At 76.4% G+C, this 19,483-nt stretch carries 12 protein-coding genes; all 12 read right to left on the reverse strand.

The features are described 5' to 3' along the window. Positions 1-35: 35 nt before the first annotated feature. The 12 genes from CNX65_RS22355 to CNX65_RS22410 are packed head-to-tail and all read right to left on the reverse strand — an operon-like array spanning position 36 to position 19,480. Positions 36-1,307, reverse strand: a complete 1,272-nt coding sequence (locus tag CNX65_RS22355; protein WP_096495521.1) for an MFS transporter — start codon at positions 1,305-1,307, stop codon at positions 36-38. Next, positions 1,304-3,283: a carbamoyltransferase C-terminal domain-containing protein gene (locus CNX65_RS22360; protein ID WP_096495522.1), complete on the reverse strand. Its 1,980-nt coding sequence runs from the start codon at positions 3,281-3,283 to the stop codon at positions 1,304-1,306. The genes CNX65_RS22355 and CNX65_RS22360 overlap by 4 nt, the downstream gene beginning before the upstream one ends. Then, positions 3,280-4,047: a thioesterase II family protein gene (locus CNX65_RS22365; protein ID WP_096495523.1), complete on the reverse strand. Its 768-nt coding sequence runs from the start codon at positions 4,045-4,047 to the stop codon at positions 3,280-3,282. The genes CNX65_RS22360 and CNX65_RS22365 overlap by 4 nt, the downstream gene beginning before the upstream one ends. Then, positions 4,025-5,308, reverse strand: a complete 1,284-nt coding sequence (locus CNX65_RS22370; RefSeq protein ID WP_096495524.1) for a cytochrome P450 — start codon at positions 5,306-5,308, stop codon at positions 4,025-4,027. The genes CNX65_RS22365 and CNX65_RS22370 overlap by 23 nt, the downstream gene beginning before the upstream one ends. Beyond that, positions 5,305-6,984: a non-ribosomal peptide synthetase gene (locus CNX65_RS22375; protein ID WP_096495525.1), complete on the reverse strand. Its 1,680-nt coding sequence runs from the start codon at positions 6,982-6,984 to the stop codon at positions 5,305-5,307. The genes CNX65_RS22370 and CNX65_RS22375 overlap by 4 nt, the downstream gene beginning before the upstream one ends. Before the next feature lies 1 nt (position 6,985). After that, the gene (locus CNX65_RS22380) at positions 6,986-7,666 is read right to left on the reverse strand and encodes a hypothetical protein (protein ID WP_096495526.1); all 681 of its coding nucleotides are present in this window, start codon (positions 7,664-7,666) and stop codon (positions 6,986-6,988) included. After that, positions 7,666-8,583, reverse strand: a complete 918-nt coding sequence (locus tag CNX65_RS22385; RefSeq protein ID WP_096495527.1) for a GHMP family kinase ATP-binding protein — start codon at positions 8,581-8,583, stop codon at positions 7,666-7,668. Before CNX65_RS22385 ends, CNX65_RS22380 begins: the two co-directional genes overlap by 1 nt. Further along, complete coding sequence (locus CNX65_RS22390) at positions 8,580-14,198, reverse strand: non-ribosomal peptide synthetase (RefSeq protein WP_096495528.1); 5,619 nt, start codon at positions 14,196-14,198, stop codon at positions 8,580-8,582. The genes CNX65_RS22385 and CNX65_RS22390 overlap by 4 nt, the downstream gene beginning before the upstream one ends. Further along, entirely contained in the window at positions 14,195-15,241 is a 1,047-nt protein-coding gene (locus CNX65_RS22395) for a GntG family PLP-dependent aldolase (protein WP_096495529.1), read from the reverse strand. The genes CNX65_RS22390 and CNX65_RS22395 overlap by 4 nt, the downstream gene beginning before the upstream one ends. Continuing rightward, positions 15,238-17,508, reverse strand: a complete 2,271-nt coding sequence (locus CNX65_RS22400; RefSeq protein WP_096495530.1) for a pyridoxal-phosphate dependent enzyme — start codon at positions 17,506-17,508, stop codon at positions 15,238-15,240. Before CNX65_RS22400 ends, CNX65_RS22395 begins: the two co-directional genes overlap by 4 nt. Beyond that, entirely contained in the window at positions 17,505-19,268 is a 1,764-nt protein-coding gene (locus CNX65_RS22405; RefSeq protein ID WP_232519956.1) for an argininosuccinate lyase, read from the reverse strand. The genes CNX65_RS22400 and CNX65_RS22405 overlap by 4 nt, the downstream gene beginning before the upstream one ends. Further along, positions 19,265-19,480 (reverse strand): MbtH family protein, encoded by a 216-nt coding sequence (locus CNX65_RS22410; protein ID WP_096495531.1) that lies wholly within the window; start codon positions 19,478-19,480, stop codon positions 19,265-19,267. The genes CNX65_RS22405 and CNX65_RS22410 overlap by 4 nt, the downstream gene beginning before the upstream one ends. Positions 19,481-19,483: the final 3 nt, after the last annotated feature.

The following is a 19,483-nucleotide window of genomic DNA, read 5'->3' on the forward strand; positions in this document are numbered from 1 at the left end:
GCGCCCCGCCCGCGCGTCGGGCGGGGCCGCGCGGGTCAGGCCTCGGGGGCGGCGGTGGGGACCTCGCGGACGTGGCGGATGCGGGTGCAGGCGATGTAGGCGCCGGAGCTGAGGATGCCGATCGAGCCGATGACCAGGGCCGTCGTGGCGCTGAGGACGTCGCCGACCACGCCGCCCAGCAGCGCGCCCACCGGGCACACCCCCATCACGATCATGCGGATCGCGGCGTTCATCCGGCCCTGGAGGTGGTCGGGGGTGACGGCGCTGCGGTAGCTGCGCTGGTTGACGTTGTAGACGATCACCATGACCGCGTCGACGAAGTGCATGACCACGATGAGGACCACCGCGGCGGGCTTGGGCACCAGCGTCGCGACCGGGATCAGCAGCGACGCGCCGCCCGCCAGCCACTGGGTGAGCACGAGCAGCCTGCCGAGGGGGAGCCTGCGCGAGACCCGGCCGGACACCAGCGCGCCGACCACGCCGCCCACGCCGGACGAGGACAGGATCAGGCCGATGTAGATCGGCTCCAGGCCCAGCGTGCGGGTGATGAAGATCAGGAACACCGGCTCGATGAAGAACGTGAACAGGTTGAACAGCAGGGCCGTGATCGCCAGGGTGCGCACGACCGGGTTGCCGAAGACGAAGCGCAGGCCCTCGCCGATCTCCCCCCAGAAGCCCGCCCTGGTGGCGTCCTCCAGCTCGTCGTCGGGCTCGACGTCCTCCTCCCGCACCCGCACCCGCAGCGTGAACAGCGCGGACGCCAGGTAGGAGGCGGTGTTGAACAGCAGCGCGAACGGCGCGGTGAGCACCTGCACGAGCGCGCCGCCCACGGCCTCGCCCGCCATCCGCGAGGCGTTGCTGCTGATCTCCAGCTTGCCGTTGCCGTCGACCAGGTCGGCGCGGTCGACCACGCCGGGCAGGATCGCCGCGCCGCCGATGTCCGCCACCACCGTCCCCACCCCGACGAGCAGGCCGATGACCAGCAGGAACGTGAAGTCGAGCAGGCCGAGCACGCTCGCGAGGGGGATGAGCAGCAGCAGCAGGCCGCGGGCGAGGTCGGCGCCGACGATGACCCGCCGCTTGGGCAGCCGGTCGAGCCACACCCCGACGAACAGGCTGATCAGCACGTACGGCAGGAACGTGACGGCCGAGAGCACGCCCATCTGGAGCACGGTGGCGTCCAGGGTCAGCGCCGCGAGCAGCGGGATCACGCCCGCGGTGATCTCGGCGCCGAACATCGACAGCGTCTGGCCGAGCCACAGGTTGCGGAAGTTCGCCCGCCGGAGCAGTCCGGTCTGCCCGCTCATCTGCCACGCCCTCCGGGTGGGAACTGCGCGCCAGGCCCCTGGTCGCGCCGGAACTCGTCGACCCAGAACTGGAACGCGGGGTCGACCGAGCCAATGTAGTCGGCGAGCGCGTTGAGGTCGGCCGACGCGCCCGGATCGGGTTCGGAGCGCATTTGCGGGAGTTGCGTCATGAGGTACATCGCGCTTTCGGTGTAGCCCGCCCCGATCCACCGGTCCCACGCCTCGTCCCGATCCGCCTCCTGGTTCGCGAACAAATGCTCGCGGCGCATTCGCGGGGGTCTCGACGATTGTCCGGGGTCGATCCGCAGCGCGATCCTGCGGCCGTTCGCGTAGAGCACCCCGATGCCCTTTCTGAGGCAGAGCACGAGCGCTTCGGCGACGGTGTCGGCGATGGGCTCGCCCCGGTCGTTGAGCGAGGTGTTGCACAGCACCGGGACGCCGGTCTCGGCGTGGAACGCGCTGAGCGCGCGGTGCAGGAGCGGGTTGGTCGCCTCGGTGACGGTCTGGTGCCGCGCGGTGCCGTCGAGGTGGGCGATCGCGGGCACCCGGTCCAGCACCTCGGGTCGCACCCGCACCGCCTCCAGCATGTACGGCGAGGGGCGCGGGCAGTCGAACCAGGCGTGGGCGTGCTCGGCCAGGACGACCGGGGCGACGGGCCGCCACCACTGGCGCTGCTTGTGCTCGTTGAGCAGCCGCTTGGTGTCGGCCGAGCGCGGGTCGCCCAGCAGGCTGCGGTGGCACAGGGCGCGCGGGCCGATCTCCGCCTCCCCGTCGACCCAGGCCAGCGGGGCGGCGGTGACGTCGCGGACGAACCGCTCGGGCGAGAAGTCCGACACCTCCAGCACGTGGTCGGCGAACTCCGCGAGCGCCGCGTCCAGGTCGCGGGCGGGGGCGCCCCGGTAGGCGTCGCGCAGCTCGTGCCCGGCGGCGGGGAGCGTGCCGTCGCCGAGGAAGCCGAGCAGGCCCAGGCCGTAGGACTGGCCGGAGTCGTTGGCGCACGGCGGGGTCAGCAGGCCGAGGAAGCCGAACTCGTCGAGCAGGAAGGTGTTCGTCGGGCAGTTGAGCGCGAACCCGCCGCTCATCGACAGGTAGGCCTGGCGCGGGTCGACGCCGCCGAGGTCGAGCAGGGCGCGGACGTTGCGCAGGGCGACGTCCTCGCAGGCCCGCTGCACGACCTTCATGACCGCGCTCTGCAGGTGCTCCTCGGCGGTGAAGGCCGGGTCGAGCGCCGCGCCGCCGGGGTCCGCCCCGTCGAGGTGGACGCCGAGGTGGGCGCGGGCGGCGTCGACGATCGCCTGGACGAACGGCACGGCCTGCGACACCGGGTGCGCGCGCCCGCCGCGCAGGTCCAGCTCCCGCACGCCCTCGACGTCGAAGTCGACGGCGGTGGCGCAGGCGGTGGCCAGCGCCATGAGGGTGCCCGGCTCCTTGCCGAAGAGCTGCTCGGCCGCCGAGTACAGCGGCGCGGGCGACTCGACGGGCGCGCAGGTGATCTCGCCGCGCACCGACACCGCGCCCGCGTACCAGTGGGGGACGCTGTCGTCCTCCAGGACGAAGTCGGGGGCGGCGTCGACGGCCATCGCCACGATGACGCCCTCGCGGAACGCGGTCCCGTCCATGAGCAGGCCGCTGGCCAGGTGCGCGAGCGAGTGCACCGCGTAGCCGTCGGTCCCCGGCGGCAGGACGAGCTCGCGGTGGCGCGGCAGGCCGGGCGTGCCCCAGGTGTGGGAGATGTCCGCCCAGGTCAGCCCCTCCGAGGCGAGCAGCTCGGTCAGGACGCGCTCGGCGCGCTCGGGGGTGTGCAGCGGCCAGTGGTGGTGCTTCTGGCCGCTGAACCGCTCCAGCTCCCACAGCCGCACCAGCTCCACCTCGTCGGCGGTGCGCCGCCACAGGCTGACGTTCTGGTCGTGGCGGGGGTTGAGCACCGCCGAGGGGCCCGGCGGGGTGAGGTAGCAGGACAGCGCGTACTCGCTCAACGGGTCCCCCTGTGGCGGGCGAGGCTGCGGGTGAAGGTCAGCTCCAGCTCGGCGAGCAGGTGCTCGGGGGCCGCGAGGAAGGCGTGGTGCCCGCCGTCGAGCACGGGCGCGGTGAACCCGCCACCGGGCGCGCAGTCGCGCCACCCGCCCATCTGGTCGGGGCGGATCTCCGCGTCGGCGGACCAGCCGATCGCGCAGACGTCGGACCCCGGCGCGAGGGGCGCGTCGAGCCGGTAGGCCCGGTTCGCGGCGAGGTCGGCGCGCAGCACGCCCAGCCCCAGCTCGATCATGTCCGGGTCGGGGGCGCCGCCCAGGGCGCGGGTCAGCTCCGCCAGCTCCAGGGACAGCTCGGCGTCCGACATGGACAGGAACCGGCCGAACGGCCCCTCGTGCGGGGCGACCTGGGACGAGGCGAACAGCACGGTCGGGACGGGCCCGCCGGTCTCGGCCAGCCGGGCGGCGGTGGCGAACGCGGCCAGCGCTCCCCCGCAGTGCCCGAAGAACGCGAACGGCCGGTCCAGGTGCGGCAGCAGCGCGGTGGCGGCGAGGTCGGCCAGCTCCGGGTAGCCGCCGTGGTGGGGTTCGCGGATGCGGTTCTCCCTGCCCGGCGGCTGCACGGCGCACACCTCCAGGTCGCCGACCGCGCGCGGCCACCGGCCGTACATCGAGGCGCCCAGCCCCGAGTACGGGAAGCAGAACAGGCGGGCCCGCGCGTCCGGGTCCGGCGCGCGCAGCAGCCACTTACCGCGCCGGGGTGGCGGCATCGGCTTCCCCCTTCAGCTCGTCGGCCGCTCCCGGCCGCAGGACCGCGCGCACCGGCAGGCTCCGGATGCCCGCGACGAAGTTGGAGCGCAGGTGCGTGACGGGCCCGGCGGCCTCGAACCGCTCGACCAGCCGCACCAGCTCGCCGAACAGCATCCGGAGCGCGACGCGGGCCAGCGGCGCGCCGACGCAGTAGTGCGGGCCGAAGCCGAAGGCCACGTGCCGGTTGGGGTTGCGGGCCACGTCGAAGCGGTACGGGTCGGCGAAGACGCGCTCGTCGCGGTTGGCCGAGCCCAGCCAGGCCACGACGGCCTCGCCCGCGCGCACCGGCCGCCCGCTCAGCTCGGTGTCCACCGTGGCGTAGCGCATGAAGTGGTTGGCGGGCGAGGCCCAGCGCAGGCCCTCCTCGACGGCGGTGGCGGTCTGCCGGTCGGAGCCGGTCAGCCGCGCGTACTCGTCGGGGTGCTCGACGAAGGCCTGGACGGTGGCGGAGACGGCGTGCGGGGTGGTGACGTTCGCCCCGAGCAGCAGGCTGTAGCAGTTGTAGACGACCTCCTCGACGCGGACGCGGCGCCCGCCCACGTCCATGCGCTTGAGGAAGCCGACGAGGTCGTCGCGGTCGTCGCGGCGGTGCGCCAGCTCCGCGAAGTACTCGAACAGCTCGTGGTGGGCGGCCACGAGCGCCCCGTGCCCGGCCTCCGCGCCGAACAGCGGGTCCTCGGGCGCCACGGCCTGGGTGGTCAGCCGGGCCAGCTCGGGCCAGTCGGACTCGGGCAGGCCCATGAGCGCGCCGGTGAACTCCATCGGGAACCCCAGGCCCCGCTCGGCGACGTCCCAGGCGCCCTCCCGCGCCAGCGGCGCGATCAGCCGCCGCACCACGGCGAGCACGTCCGGGTGGCGCGAGCGCAGCGCGGCGAACGACAGCGCCCTGCCCAGCGGCTCGCGCAGCGCGGTGTGCGTCGGCGGGTCGCTGGCGGCCATCATCAGGTCGCCCGCCGGGTCCTCGCCGCCCAGGATGGACAGCAGCGTGCCCCGGCGGGAGGTGAACCGGGTGTGGTCGCGCAGCACGGCGCTGACGTCGGCGTGCCGGGTGACGGAGGCGAAGGACCGGCCGTCGGGCAGGGTCTGCCGGTGCACGGGGGCGTGCTCGCGCATCGCGCGCCACGCGGCGTGCGGGTCGCCGTCGGAGTAGGTGCGGGCGTCGAACAGGTCCACGGCGTCGAGGTCGACTTCCTGGTCGCCGGTGGGGGCGCTCAGCCTCATCGCGACTCCTCCAGCGCGCCGAGGTGCTCGGCCAGCTCGGCGACGGTCGGGTTCTCGTAGAAGGTGCGGGCGCGCACGAACAGGCCGCGCTCGCCCGCGATCTCGGCGGTGATCCGGCTGGCCAGCAGCGAGTGACCGCCCAGCTCGAAGAAGTCGTCGTCCACGCCGACGGCGTCCACCGCCAGCACGTCCGCCCACAGCTGCGCCAGCCACCGCTCCCGCTCGGTCGCGGGGGCGCGGTAGTCGGCGTCCACGTCGGCCCTGGTGCGGACCGGGGTGGCGGCGAGCGCGGCGCGGTCGAGCTTGCCGCTGGGGGTGAGGGGCAGCGCGGGCAGCCGGGTGAGCGTGGAGGGCACCAGGTGGCGGGGCAGGCGCTCGGCGAGCGCGCGGCGCAGCTCGGGCGCGGACACCGGGTGCTCGGCGGTGTAGAACGCGGCGAGCCTGCGCCCGCCGGAGGTGTCGGCCTGCGCGACGACGGCCGCGCCGGTGACGTCGGGGTGGCGCAGCAGCTGCGCTTCCACCTCGGCGGGCTCGACGCGGAAGCCGCGCACCTTCACCTGGGCGTCGGCGCGGCCGACGAACTCCAGCACGCCGCCGGGCAGGCGGCGGGCGAGGTCGCCGGTGCGGTACATGCGGGCGCCGGGGGCGGTCGGGTCGGGCAGGAAGCGCTCGGCGGTCAGGTCGGGGCGGCCGAGGTAGCCGAGGGCGAGGCCGTCGCCGGTGGCGTGCAGCTCGCCGACCTCGCCGTCGGGGACCGGGCGCAGGTCCGCGTCGAGCAGGTGGACGCCGCCGCCGCGGATGGGCGTGCCGATGGGCACGGTCGCGGTGGTGGGCGGGGCGGTCATGCGGTGGCAGGCGGTGAACGTGGTGTTCTCGGTGGGGCCGTAGCCGTTGATGAGCACCAGTCCCGGCAGCTCCCGCAGGGCGCGCTCGACGTGAGTGGGCGAGAGCACGTCGCCGCCCGCGACGAGCTGGCGCACGCCGCGCAGGTCGGCCAGCGCGGTGTCGACGACCTGGTGGAACAGGCCCGCGGTGAGCCAGGCGGTGGTGACGCCCTGCTCGCGGGCGAACGCGGCCAGCTCGGCCGGGGACAGCTCGCCGGGCGGCGCGACGGCCAGCCGCGCCCCGTTCAGCAGCGCCCCCCAGATCTCCAGGGTGGAGGCGTCGAACGCGAGCGGCGCGTGCTGGAGGAACACGTCGTCGGGGGTGGTGGTGAGGAAGTCGGGGGCGTCGACGAGGCGGGCGACGGCGCGGTGCGGCACGCACACGCCCTTGGGCTCGCCGGTGGAGCCGGAGGTGTAGGCGAGGTAGGCCAGGTCCTCGGGGTCGACGTCCGCGTCGGCGGCGCGCGGGCCGTCCACGAGGACCTCCCGCTCGCCGAGGAGGAGCGCGCCGGAGTCGGCCAGCAGCGCGGCGCGGCGGGCGGGCGGGTCGCCGGGGTCGAGGCCCAGGTAGCAGCCCCCAGCGCGGACGATCCCCAGCAGCGCCACCGCGACCAGCGGCGAGCGCTCCAGCGCCACGGCCACCGGCTGCCCGCGCCGCAGGCCCCCGGCGCGCAGCGCGCCCGCCAGGCGGGCCGAGGCGTCGTCCAGTTCCGCGTAGGTCGTCGTGCCGACCGCGACGCGGTCCGGGTGGGCGGCCGCCGCGCGGGCGAACAGCGCCGGAATCGTCCTCATGTCACAGCCCTTCAGCGTCGAGGGCGGTCCACCGGGCCGACGCGGTGGCGACCAAGGCGCCGCCGGGGCCGTAGACACTGGTCAGTTTCACGGCCGTGCGGCCGGTGCGGCCCGCCGCGCGCGCCACGACGACGTGCGGCGCGCCGGGGACCGGCGGCGCGAGGAGCCGGGCGGTCATGCGGGTGAGCACGGCGGGGTCGGCGCGCGGGTCGCCCGTCCAGCCGCCGGGGCAGTCCAGGACGGCCCACAGGACCTCGTCGGAGGTGTGCGGCCCCGGCGTCCAGCGGCAGGCGGCGTCGCCGGGGCGGCCGGGGACCGGTCCGGGGCGCAGGCGCAGGCCGTCGGCGCGGTCCGGCCCGCACGCGAAGCAGGTGGGGAACGGGTGGCCGTCGGCGCCGGGGAAGCCGTCCTCGGCCGCCGCCGCGACCTCGGGCGGCACCGGGTCGACGGCGGGCGGGTCCGAGGTGGCGGCGGCCACGGTGGCCACGACCTCCTCGCCCAGCCGCAGCACGGCGCGGCGCGGCCCGGTCTCCAGCAGCAGGGGCGTCTCCAGCGGCGGCGGGGACAGCAGGGTGACCACGGCGCCCTCGGGGGCGGCGAGGCGGGCGAGCAGGCCGCACACCCAGCCGCCCTGGGCGGAGCCGGGCGGGCCGTTGAAGCGGGCGGGGACGCGGACCTCCATCAGGCGCGCACCTCCCTGGGCAGGCAGGCGGTGGTGGCCGCGCACAGCGAGGTGTGGGTCGACACCGCCGGGGACAGGGCGAGGCACTCCTCGCGCACGAACCGCTCCTTGTCCTCGCGCGCCGGGTCGCCCCCGGCGATCAGCACGCCGATGACGGTGCCGCTGTGCGCGAGCACCAGGCCCAGCGCGTCGGCCTCGCGGCGGATCTGGAGCAGACGCTCCAGCAGCGGCCGGGGCCGCACCTTCGTGCTCAGCTCGGCGCTGCGGGTGGACACCGCGCCCACGGCGGCGAGGTCGTGCGTGCGCACCGCGTCGGTGAGCACGTCGAGCAGCTCGGCGTACTCCTGCCGGTCGCGCTCGGTGTACGGCTTGGGGATGCGGTTGTGCCGCACGGTGTCGACCTGGCCGCCCTCGTCGACCGCGACGATGGTGAGCGCGGGCAGGCAGCCCAGCCGCTCGCGCAGCCGCACCTCGCGGTGGTAGTAGGCGACGATGCCCTCGTGCATGACGCCGTCGGTGGGCTCGATGTGCCGCAGGAAGGACTCGATGGCGGTGGCGTCGACCGGTTGGCGCAGCGCCGAGGCGACCGCGCGGGCGGTGGCGACGAGGTCGGCCGAGGAGCTGGCCAGGCCCTTGCCCTCGGGGAGGCGCCCGGTCAGCTCCAGCCGCCCGCCGCCGGGGTGGCCGTGCGCGGCGAGCATCCGCTCCACGAGCCTGCGGGACTTCTCCTTGGTGGGCGGGGTGACCACCACCGGCTCGTGCTCGCCGGTCAGCTCGAAGCTGGCGGTGGAGAACTCGGCGATGGGCAGGGTGACGAGGAAGTCCCGCTCCTCCACCGGGAGCACGCCCTGGAGCAGCTCGCCGAAGGTGCCGCAGGCGCGGCCGTGCCCGGTGCCCGGCGCGGTCGGCGGGGTCACCGCGCTGCCCCCAGCGCGTCGCGCACCAGGGCGGCGAGCGCGTCGACGTGCGGGCGGCGCACCAGGTCGAAGTGCCCGGCGGGCACGTCGTGCGCCCGGAACGGGCCGTCCACGACGCCCGCCCAGCGCGCGGCGGTCCCGTGCGCGCGGTTCTCCTCGCCCTGCACGAACACGGCCGCGCCCCGGTAGCGGCCCGGCCGGTGCGCGGCGTGCGCCCGGACGTTGGACTGGAGCACCGGCAGCAGCTCGCTCTCGGCGGCCTCGCCCAGCTCGGCGCGCAGCGCGGCGGAGGCGTCGAGGTCGTCGGGGTCGTGGTCGCCGGGGAAGGCCGGGTCGACCAGGACGAGCGCGCCGACCCGCTCGGGCGCGCGCACGGCCATCTCGTGCGCGACGACCGCCCCGAAGGACCAGCCCACCAGGTGGAAGCGGGGCAGGTCGGCGAGCAGGTCGAGGTACTGGGCGGCGAGGGCGGCCACGTCGGGCGCGGGCTCGGCGGCGGCGGAGACGCCCAGCACGGGACCGGTGAAGGCGGGGGGCTCGGGGGCGGGGGTGTCGGGGGCGGGACCGTCGAGCACCGGCCCGCCGGGCGCGGGGCCACCGGATGCGGGGCCCGCCAGCGGAAGGCCACCACGGGCGGGGCCGCCGAGCACCGGCTCGCCGGGCGCGGGGTCACCGGATGCGAGGCCCTCCAGCGCAGGACCACCAGACGCGGGACCACTGGACGCGGAGCCGGCCAGCACGGCCCCGCCGGGCGCGGGGCCATCGGCCGCGAGGCCCGCCAGCGCGGCCCCACCGCCCACCGCCCCGCCACCCGCCGCCCCGCCAAGCGCGGCGACAAGGTCGCGGTACGGGCGCACGGTGCCGCCCGCCGGGTGCACCAGGACCAGCGGGACGCCGTCGCCCGCGCGCAGCTCGCGCAGCCTGGGCGCGTCGGTGTGCCCGGCGCTCCCCTCGCGCGGGGCGAGCAGGGCCGCCAGGGAGCGGACGGTGCCGCCGTCGAGGAGGTCGCCCACCGGCAGCGCCCGGCCGAACTCGCGGCGCACGGCGGCGAGCAGCCGCAGCGCGGTGACCGAGTGGCCGCCCAGGTCGGCGAGGGTGTCGAGCACGCCGACGTCCTCGGTGCCCAGCGCCTCCCGCCACAGGCGCAGCAGCGCGCGCTCGGCGTCGGTGCGCGGCGCGGCCCTGCCCCCGGCCGGGGCCGCGGGGGCCGCGGGGGCCGAGGCGAGCGCGGCGAGCGCGACGCGGTCGCGCTTCCCGTTGCGGGACAAGGGGATCGCGTCGACGGTGCGCCACACGCCCGGCACCGCGTGGGCGGGCAGCCTGGCGCGCAACCGGGCACGCAGGTCCGCGTGGTCGGCGTCGCCGACCACGAGCGCGACGAGCCCCCCGTCGAGCGCGACCACGGCGCACTCCGGCACGTGCTCGCCGAGCACCGACTCGACCTCCCCCAGCTCGACCCGCACGCCCCCGACCTTGACCTGGTCGTCCAGGCGCCCCAGGTACTCCAGCTCGCCGCCGGGCAGCCGCCGGACGAGGTCGCCGGTGCGGTAGCGGCCGTCGGCGAAGCGCTCGGCGGTCAGGTCGGGGCGGCCCACGTAGCCGTCGGCCAGGCAGACGCCGCCGATGTGCAGCTCGCCGGGCACGCCCACCGGGACGGTGCGGCGGCGGGCGTCCAGGACGTGCAGGGTCGTGTTGGCGATGGGCCGCCCGATGGGCACGACCGCGCGGCCGTCGTCGTGGCACCGCCAGTGGCTGACGTCGACCGCCGCCTCGGTGGGGCCGTAGAGGTTGACCAGGGCGGCGGGCAGCGCGGCCAGGAAGCGCTGCTGGAGCTCGTGCGGCAGCGCCTCGCCGCTGGCGAAGACCAGGCGCAGCGCCGGGCAGTCCGGGGCCTGGTCGAGGAGGGCGCGCAGCACCGGCGGCACGAAGTGCGCGACCGTGACGGCCTCGGCGCGCAGCAGCCCGGCCAGGTAGGCGGGGTCGCGGTGCCCGCCCGGCGCGGCGACGACCAGGCAGGCGCCCGCGGCGAAGGGCCAGAACAGCTCCCACACCGACACGTCGAACGAGAACGGCGTCTTCTGCGCCACCCGGTCGTCCCGGCCGATCGGGTAGGCGTCCTGCATCCACAGCAGCCGGTTGGCGATGGCGCGGTGCGGCACGACGACGCCCTTGGGGCGGCCGGTGGACCCGGAGGTGAAGATGACGTAGGCCGGGTCGGCGGGGCTCACCGCCACGTCCGGCGGTCCGCCCGGTCCGCCCGGTCCGCCCGGTCCGCCCGGTCCGGCCGCGGGACCGTCGGCGGCCTCCAAGCGGACCGCGCCGGGCAGGTCGTGGTCGGCCAGCACGAGCACCGGTCGGGCGTCGGCCAGCATCTCCGCGACGCGCGCGGCGGGCAGGTCCGGGTCCAGCGGCAGGTACGCGCCGCCCGCCCGCAGCACGGCGTGCAGCGCCACCACCAGCTCCACCGAGCGCTGGGCGCTGACCGCGACGATCCGGCCGGGGCCGACGCCGAGCGCGACGAGCCGGTGCGCGAGGGCGTCGGCGCGCGCGTCGAACTCCCGGTAGGTCGTGGTGCCCCCGGCGAAGCGCAGGGCGGGGGCGTCCGGGTGGGAGCGGTCGAACAGGCGGTGCAGCAGGTGCGGGCCGGGGTAGCGCTTGCCGGTGTCGTTCCAGGCCGCCAGGTCGGCGTGCTCGGCGGGCGGGAGCAGGTCGGCGTCGGCGTGGGAGGAGTCCGGGTCGGTCGCGAGCAGGCGCAGCGCGTTCTCGTAGTAGCGGCGCACGCGGGCGACCTGCTCGTCGGTGAACCGGGTGCGGTCGTGGCGCAGGCCCAGCGCGAACGCGCCGGTGTCGGCGTCGCGGGCGAACTCGGCGCCGAGGGGGAAGTTCGTCGGCACCACGCTGTCCTCGTCCAGCAGGGCCACCACCGACTCGTCGGGGCCGCCGCGCGAGACGTGGAAGTGGGTGTAGTTGAAGAACGTCTCGAACAGGGGCGCGGGGCCGTGCGCGCGCTGCAGCTCGGCCAGCGGGAAGCGGCGGTGGGGCTGCGCGGCCACGTCCAGCGCCGCGACCCGGCGCACCAGGTCGGCCCACGTGCCGTCGCCGACGTCCAGGCGGAACGGGACGGTGTTGAGGAACAGGCCGAGCACCCGGTCGGCGTCGGGCTCCTCGCCGCGCCCGTTGTAGACCACGCCGGTGAGCACGTCGTCGTCGCCGGAGAGCAGCGCGAGGACCCTCAGGTGCGCGGCCAGCAGCACCACCCGCACCGGGACCCTGAGCCGGGTGGCCAGCGCCAGCAGGCCGGGCGCGAGGTCGGCGGGCAGGTCGCCCTCGGTCATCGCCATGTCCGGCGCGCCGCGCGCGGGCCCGCCCAGCGGCAGCGCGCCGCCCCTGGCGCCGTCGAGCAGGTCGGTCCAGAAGGCGCGCTGCGCCGGGTCGGCCAGCGCGGCGCGCTCCAGGGCGATCAGGGAGCGGAAGCGGGCGCGCGGCGGCGGCGGGAGGGGCGCGGGGTGGCCGAGGTGGGCGGCGTAGGCGTTGAGCAGCTCGGCGAACAGCGACCGGCCGCTCCAGCCGTCCAGGATCGCGTGGTGCTCGACGATCCACAGCTGCGCCTCGTCGTCGGCGCGGCGCTGCACGTGGAAGCGGATCAGGGGCGGGGCGCTCCAGTCGAAGGGGCGGGCGCGCTCCAGGGCGAAGCGGGCGGCCACCGCCGCCTCCACGGCCCCGGCGTCCAGGCCGCGCAGGTCCTCGAACGTCAGCGGGGCGGGCACGGCGGCGTGCACGAGCTGCACCGGCTCGGTGAACCCGGTGACCTCGAACGAGGTGCGCAGCACCTCGTGCCGCTCCAGCACGGTCGCCACGGCGCGGCGCCAGGCGTCCTCGGAGTGCTCGGCGCGCAGGTGGTAGGTGGCGACGTCGTGGTAGATCTGCTCGGAGTCGGCGGCCTGGCTGTGGTAGAGCATCCCGGCCTGGAGCGCCGACAGCGGGTAGGCGTCGACGAGGTCCGCGCCGACCAGCCCCCGGTCCGCCTCGGCCAGCAGGTCCAGGCGCGCGCTCTCGCGGACCGGCGCGGCGGCGGTGACCAGCGGGGCGAGCTCGCGGATGGTCTGGAGCAGCACCAGGTCGGTGATCCGGACGGCCAGGCCGCGCTCGCGGGCCAGCCCGAGCAGCTGCACGCTGCGGATCGAGTCGCCGCCCAGCTCGAAGTAGTTGTCGTCGATCCCCACCCGCGCGAGGCCCAGCGCCCGCGCCCAGACCTCGGCCAGGACCCGCTCCACGTCGGTGGTGGGCGGGGCGTAGGGGGTCTCCCCGTCCGGTTCGGCCGCGCCGTCCGGAGCCGCGGCGGCGGCCAGGGGGTGGTCGGGGTCGTCGGCGGCGGCGCGCAGCACGGCGCGCAGCCGCTCGGCCAGGTCCGCGACGTGGGCGGCGTCGAACAGGTCGGCCCGGTACTCGACGTTCGCCTCCAGCCCGCCGTCGGTCTCGTTGAACTCCAGCGAGAGCGGGAACTTCGCGGTGCCGCCGTCCAGCAGCACCGGGGTGAACCGCAGACCGGCGGCCCGGCGCGCGTCGCCGCGCAGCTCGTTGTAGGTCAGCAGCGCCTGGAACACCGGGTGCCGGTCGGGCGCGCGCGGCGGCTTCACGTGCTCCACGACCAGGTCGAAGGGCAGGTCCTGGTTGGCCTGCGCGTCCAGCGCGCTCTCCCGCACCCGGCGCAGCAGCTCCCGGAAGGTCGCCGGGCCGGGCAAGCGGGTGCGCACGGCCAGGGTGTTGACCAGGTAGCCCACCGTGCCGTCGAACTCGTCCCTGGCGCGGCCCGCCGAGACCGTGCCGACCACGACGTCGTCCGAGCCGGTGACCTCGCGCAGCACGGCGGTGAACGCGGTCAGCAGCACCACGAAGAACGACGCGCCGGACTCCGCGGCGAGCGCGCGCAGCCTCGGCACGGCGTCGGCGGGCAGCTCCACCGGGTGGTTCGCGCCCGACCTGGCGGGCGCGCCGGTGCTCCCGACGGGCAGCACGGGCAGGGGCGCGGCCAGCGCCTCGCGCCAGTGCTCGACCTGGCGGGCGGCGGCGGGACCGGCCAGCCACCGCTCCTGCCAGTCCGCGTAGTCGGCGTACTGGAACTCCGGCTCGGGCAGGTCGGGCTCGCCGCCGGTCGCGTAGGCCCCGTACGCGGCGACGACCTCGTCCAGGACGACGCCCGCCGACCAGCCGTCGCACACGACGTGGTGCGCGGTGAGCAGCAGCGCGGGCTCGCCGGTGTGCAGGGCGGCCCGGAACAGCGGTCCGCGCTCCAGGTCGAACGGCCGCTCGGCCTCCTCCCTGGCCCACCGCGCGAAGTCGCCGTCGGCGGTGACCTCCAGCTCCACCCCGGCCTCGGGGTCGACGACCTGCAGGAGCTCGCCGCCGTCGAGCGCGAAGCGGGTGCGCAGCGCCTCGTGCCTGCCGACGACGTGGGCGACGGCGCGGCGCAGCGCGACCACGTCGAGCGGTCCGTCGAGCCGGTGGCACAGCGGCACGTGGTAGGTCGGCTCGTCGCCCAGCACCTGCTGCACGAAGAACAGCTGGTACTGGGCGCGCGAGGCGGGGAACAGGTAGACGCCCGCGCCCGCCGTCACGACCGGGGCCCCTCGCGCAGCACGTCGGCGACGACGGCGACGGCGTTCTCCACGTCGGCGCGGGTGACGCCGGAGTGGGTGACCGCGCGGATGCGGCCGTGCCCCAGCTCGGCGAGGGCGAGCCCCTTGGCGGCGGCCGAGTCGACGAACGCCCGGTGGGTGAACCGCTCGTCGGTGACGCGGAAGAACACCATGTTGGTGGGCACGTCGGGGTCGGCCAGCTCGACGCCGTCGATCCCGGCGAGCCCCTTCGCGAGGAGCCGGGCGTGCTCGTGGTCCGCGGCCAGCCGCCCGGCCTCCTCGATGGCGACGATCCCGGCGGCGGCGATCACCCCGGCCTGGCGCATCCCCCCGCCCAGCAGCTTGCGCAGCCTGCGCACCCTGGTGATGAACGCGGCGCCGCCCGCCGTGATGGACCCGATGGGCGCGCCGAGGCCCTTGGAGAGGCAGAACTGGAGCGAGTCGGCGTGCGCGGCGAGGTCCGCGACGGGCGTGCCGGAGGCGACGGAGGCGTTGAACACCCGCGCCCCGTCCAGGTGCACGGCCACGCCCCGCTCGTCGGCGAAGCGCCGCACGGACGCCGGGTAGTCCGGGGGCAGGACCTTCCCGCCGCACCGGTTGTGCGTGTTCTCCAGGCACACCAGGGCGGGCAGGGCGAACTGCGGGTCGTCCGGGTCGTCGGGGAAGCCCCTGGCGAGGTCGTCCAGCGCGAGCGTGCCGTCGGGCCGGGTGGGCACCGGCTCCACCGCGACGCCGCCGAGCACCGACGGGCCTGCCGCCTCGTAGACGTGCAGGTCGCTCTCGTCGCCGACCAGGATCTTCTCGCCGCGCCCGGCGTGGGCGAGGACCGCGGCCAGGTTGGCCATCGTGCCGCTGGGCATCAGGCACGCGGCCTGCTTGCCGCAGACGTGCGCGGCCAGCTCCTCCAGCTCGCGCACGGTCGGGTCCTCGCCGTACACGTCGTCCCCGAGCGGGGCGGACGCCATCGCCTCGCGCATCCGGGGCGTGGGCAGGGTGAACGTGTCGCTGCGCAGCTCGATCACTGTCCGGCCTCCAGGCGGATGCCCACGGCGTCGTGGGCGGCGGTCAGGGCGGCGTCGACCTCGGCGGGCGTCGCGCCGAGGGCGATGACGTGGCCGAGGCGGTCGTAGGCGTTCTCGGGGGGCCGCACGGCGGCGCCGGGCGCGGCGGTGACCAGGACGTGCTCCACGCCGGGCACGGCGCGCGCGGCCTCGACCCCGGTGACCTCGGCCAGGACGCCCGCGCGCGGCGCGGTCAGGAACGCGATGCCCGCGTGGGCCGCGCGCGACGGGGCGAGGTCGGGGGGCAGCCCGGCGGCGGCGCGCACCTGCTGGGCCAGCAGCTCCACGCCCGTGGCCAGCCGGACCAGCTCGGGGATCATGCCTCCCGCCAGGCGCGGGTTGACCTCCACGACGGCGGGGCCGTCGGGGGTGAGCCGCACCTCGGTGTGGGTGGCGCCCAGGCGCATCCCGGCGGCCTCGACGGCGCGGCGGGCGACCGCGACGACCTCGTCGGCGAGCGCGGGGTCCAGCGGCGCGGGGAACAGGTGCCGGGTCTCCACGAAGTGCGGGCCGGGCGTCACGGACTTGCGGGTCACGCCCACCGGGTGGGTCCGCCCCGCCCAGCCGAACAGCTCGACGCTGAACTCCTCGCCCGGCAGGAACTCCTCCACCAGGACCGAGCGGGCGGTGGGCAGGCCGCGCACGTTCTCGCGCACCGCGAGCACGCGGCGCGCGTGGGCGAGGACCTGGTCGGCGTCGTGGCACAGCAGCACGGCGTTGGAGCCGGAGTCGTCGACCGGTTTCACCACGCACGGCAGCCCGACGGCCGCGACGGCGCGCGCCGCGTCGTCCCCGGTCACCGGCTCGCGCAGCACGACGTGCCCCGGCTGGCGCACCCCGGCCGCGGCCAGGCACGCGCGCAGCAGCGACTTGTCGCGGCAGGTGAGGACGGCGTCGACCGGGTTGCGGGGCAGTCCCAGCCACGCCGCCAGGTCCGCCGCCGCCGGGGTGTAGAAGTCGCTGGTGGTGCTCACGCCCGCCACCTCCTCGCGGCGGAACCGGTCCTGGACGGCGGCGCGCAGGGCGGCGGCGGAGTTCGTGTCGCACTCCAGCACCTCGGCGCCGCTGCCCGCGAGACCGGCGTAGCGGGAGGGGTCACCGGTGAGCAGGACGGGGGTGAGGCCGAGCTCCCCGGCCAGGCCGAGGGCGAGCACACCGGTGCCGGTGGTGTTGGCCTCGACGAACAGCAGGTGGCGCGGCACGTCCGCGCCGGACTTGTTGGCCGCGCGGGACCACCCGGTGACGACCGTGCCGTAGTCCACCGGTTCCGGGGCGCTCGCCACGGGCAGGTCGGTCAGGCCCGAGGAGGCCCAGAACTCGTCGCTGTAGACGGTGTCGGCGTAGCGGTCGCCCCGGTCGGGGAAGATGCCGACGATGCGGGTGCCCGGCGCGGAGCGCGCGGCGACGTCGGTGAGCACGCGGTACACCGAGCCGGAGGTGTTGCCCGCGAAGATCTGCTGCTCGGCGGCCAGCGCGCGGGTCGCGGCGAACGCCTCGTGGTCGTTGAGCCAGTGCACCTCGTCGACGAGGGTGCGGTCGAGGTTCTTGGGCAGCAGGCTGTTGCCGAGGCCGCTCTGCAACCGCCGGGGCTCGTCGGGCTGGTCGAACAGGGCGCTGCCCACGCAGTCGACGCCCAGCACGAGCAGGCCGGGCAGGCTCTCGCGCAGCGCCCGCGACGACCCGCACAGCGACCCGCCGCTGCCGACCGAGCCGACGAGCACGTCGACGGTGCCGAGGTCGCGCAGGACCTCCTCGGCGAGCCTGCGGTAGGCGGCCGGGTTGTCGGGGTTGCTGTACTGCTGCGGCCAGAACGCGCCGGGCAGCTCGGCCATGAGCTGCTCCAGGCGCTCCAGGCGCGCGCTCTGCCAGCCGTGGGAGGTCATGGCGTCGACGACGTGCACCGCGCAGCCGAGGGCGCGCAGCTTGGCCAGGGTCATCCGGTCCACGCGCGGGTCGGTGACGATGTGCACCGGGTGCCCGAGCGCGGTGCCGACGAGCGCGACGCCCAGCGCCATGGTGCCCGAGGAGCTCTCCACGATGTGCGCGCCCTCGACGAGCGCGCCGGTGCGCCTGGCCTCGGTGATGATGGTGGCCGCCACGCGGTCCTTCATGCCGAACAGGTTCTGCAGCTCCAGCTTGGCGTAGACCTCGACGCCGGGGGCGGCCGGGACGCGCAGCCGGACCAGCGGCGTGTGGCCGATCGCGTCGGTGATGCCGTCGAAGATCATGCCCGCGACTCCCGCAGCCCGGTGTCCGGGGTCTTGGCGGCCAGGGCCCCAGCGGCCAGCGCCCCGGTGTCCGGGGTCTCGGCGGCCACCGTCCCGGCGGCCACCGTCCCGGCGGCCACCGTTTCAACGCCCGGCGCCCCGGTGTCCGGCATCCCGGTGTCCGGCATCCCGGTGTCCTGCCCCTCGGCGGCCAACGTCCCGGTGTCCGGCATCCCGGCGTCCAACGCCCCAGCGTCTTGGGCCCCAGCGCCCACCGTCCCGGTGTCCTGGCCCTCGGCGGCCAGCATCCCGGCATCCAACACCCCAGCGCCCAAGGCGCGGGCGAGCCGGGCGCGGCGCGGCGCCCAGAGGCGCTCCAGCTCGGCGTGCTCCCCCTCCTGGGCGCGCAGCTGCGCCGCGACCTCGTCGGGGTGGGCGGAGCCGGTGGTGCGCGTCGCGCGCAGGCTCGCGTCCACGTCGAACGCCTCCGCCAGCAGGTCGCCGGGCGAGGGAGCGGTGACGCCGTCGGCCTCGGCGACGGCGGCCAGCAGGTCGCCGTCCGGCCGGGTCGGCGGCAGGCCCCGCTCCAGCGCGGCCACGACGTAGCGCCCGGCGAGCACCTGGGCGCGCCGCCACGGCACGCCCGCGCGCAGCGTCAGCAGGGTCGCCAGCGCGAACCCGCCCAGGTACTCGCGCTCGCACGCCGCGCGCATCCGGTCGGCGCGGAAGACCAGGCCGTCGAGCACGGCGGTGAACAGCCGCACCACCGAGGACGCGGTGTCCAGCGCGTCGTGGAACTGGGCGCCCGCCTCCTTGGAGACCTCGACGAGGTTGGTGTACGGGGTGCCGCGCTGCGCGAGCGCCACGTCGACGTGGCACGAGGTGAGGTGCGCGGTGCGGCCCCGGATGCGCTCCAGCACGGGGAAGTTCTTCTTCTGCGGCATGGCCGAGGAGATGCCGGACAGCTCGTCGGGCAGGTCGACGAACCCGTGGCCCGCGCCCGCCCACGTGATGAGGTCCGTGGCGAAGCGGCTGGCGGTGATGCCGAACAGCGACAGCTCGGCGGTGATCTCGGCGACGAAGGCGCGGGAGGCGACGTCGGTCAGCGCGCTGCCGCCCGGCCGGGTGAAGCCGAGCAGCGCGGCCATGCGCTCCCGGTCCCACGGCAGGTGCTGGCCGGTCAGCGCGCCCGCGCCCAGCGGGCAGGCGTCGGTGCCGTCGAAGGTGGCGAGCAGGCGGCGCGAGGTGTGCAGGAGCCGCTCGCCCAGCGCGGCCAGGTGGAAGCCGGGCGTGGTGACCTGCGCGGCCTGGTAGTGGGTGCAGCCGGGCATCGGGGTGTCCAGGTGGCGGGCGGCGACCCGGCGCGCGGCGGCGGCCATGCCCAGCACCTGCCCCGCCAGCCCGGCGAGCCGGTCGCGGGCGGCCATGAGCTGCGCGCACGCCTGGAGGTCGTTGCGGCTGCGGTCGACGTGCCAGTTCGGGACCGGCCGCGCCGCGCCGCGCTCCACGTGGCGCTCCAGGGCGAAGGCGATGTCGGACAGGTTCGCCTCCGGGTCCGCCGCCAGCTCCTCGGCGCGCACCCGCGCGAGCAGGCCCAGCACGTCCTCGGCCTGGTCCGCGGTGAGCAGGCCCATGCGCCGGTACTCCAGCGCCAGCACCCGCTCCACCGCGACGTAGTGGGGCAGCAGGCGGCGGACCTCGTGCTCGAACTGGGGGCGCAGCACCTCGGTGTCGAGCAGGGTCGACGGGGCGGCGGAGAGCCTGCCGGTCAGGGCGGTCACGCCGTGTCCTCCGCCATCCGCAGGCGCAGGCTCAGCGGGCGCATGTCCGTCCACACCTCGGCGACGTGCGCGAGGCACTCGGCCCTGGTCCCCGTGAAGCCCTCGGCCCGCCACCCGGCGGGCACGTCCCGGTCCGCGGGCCACACCGAGTGCTGCTCCTCGTCGTTGAGCACCACCGCGTAGCGCCGGGTGTCGTCGTCGTGCTCGCCCATCGC

The sequence above is a fragment of the Actinosynnema pretiosum genome (assembly GCF_002354875.1).
Taxonomy (GTDB): Bacteria; Actinomycetota; Actinomycetes; order Mycobacteriales; family Pseudonocardiaceae; genus Actinosynnema; species Actinosynnema auranticum.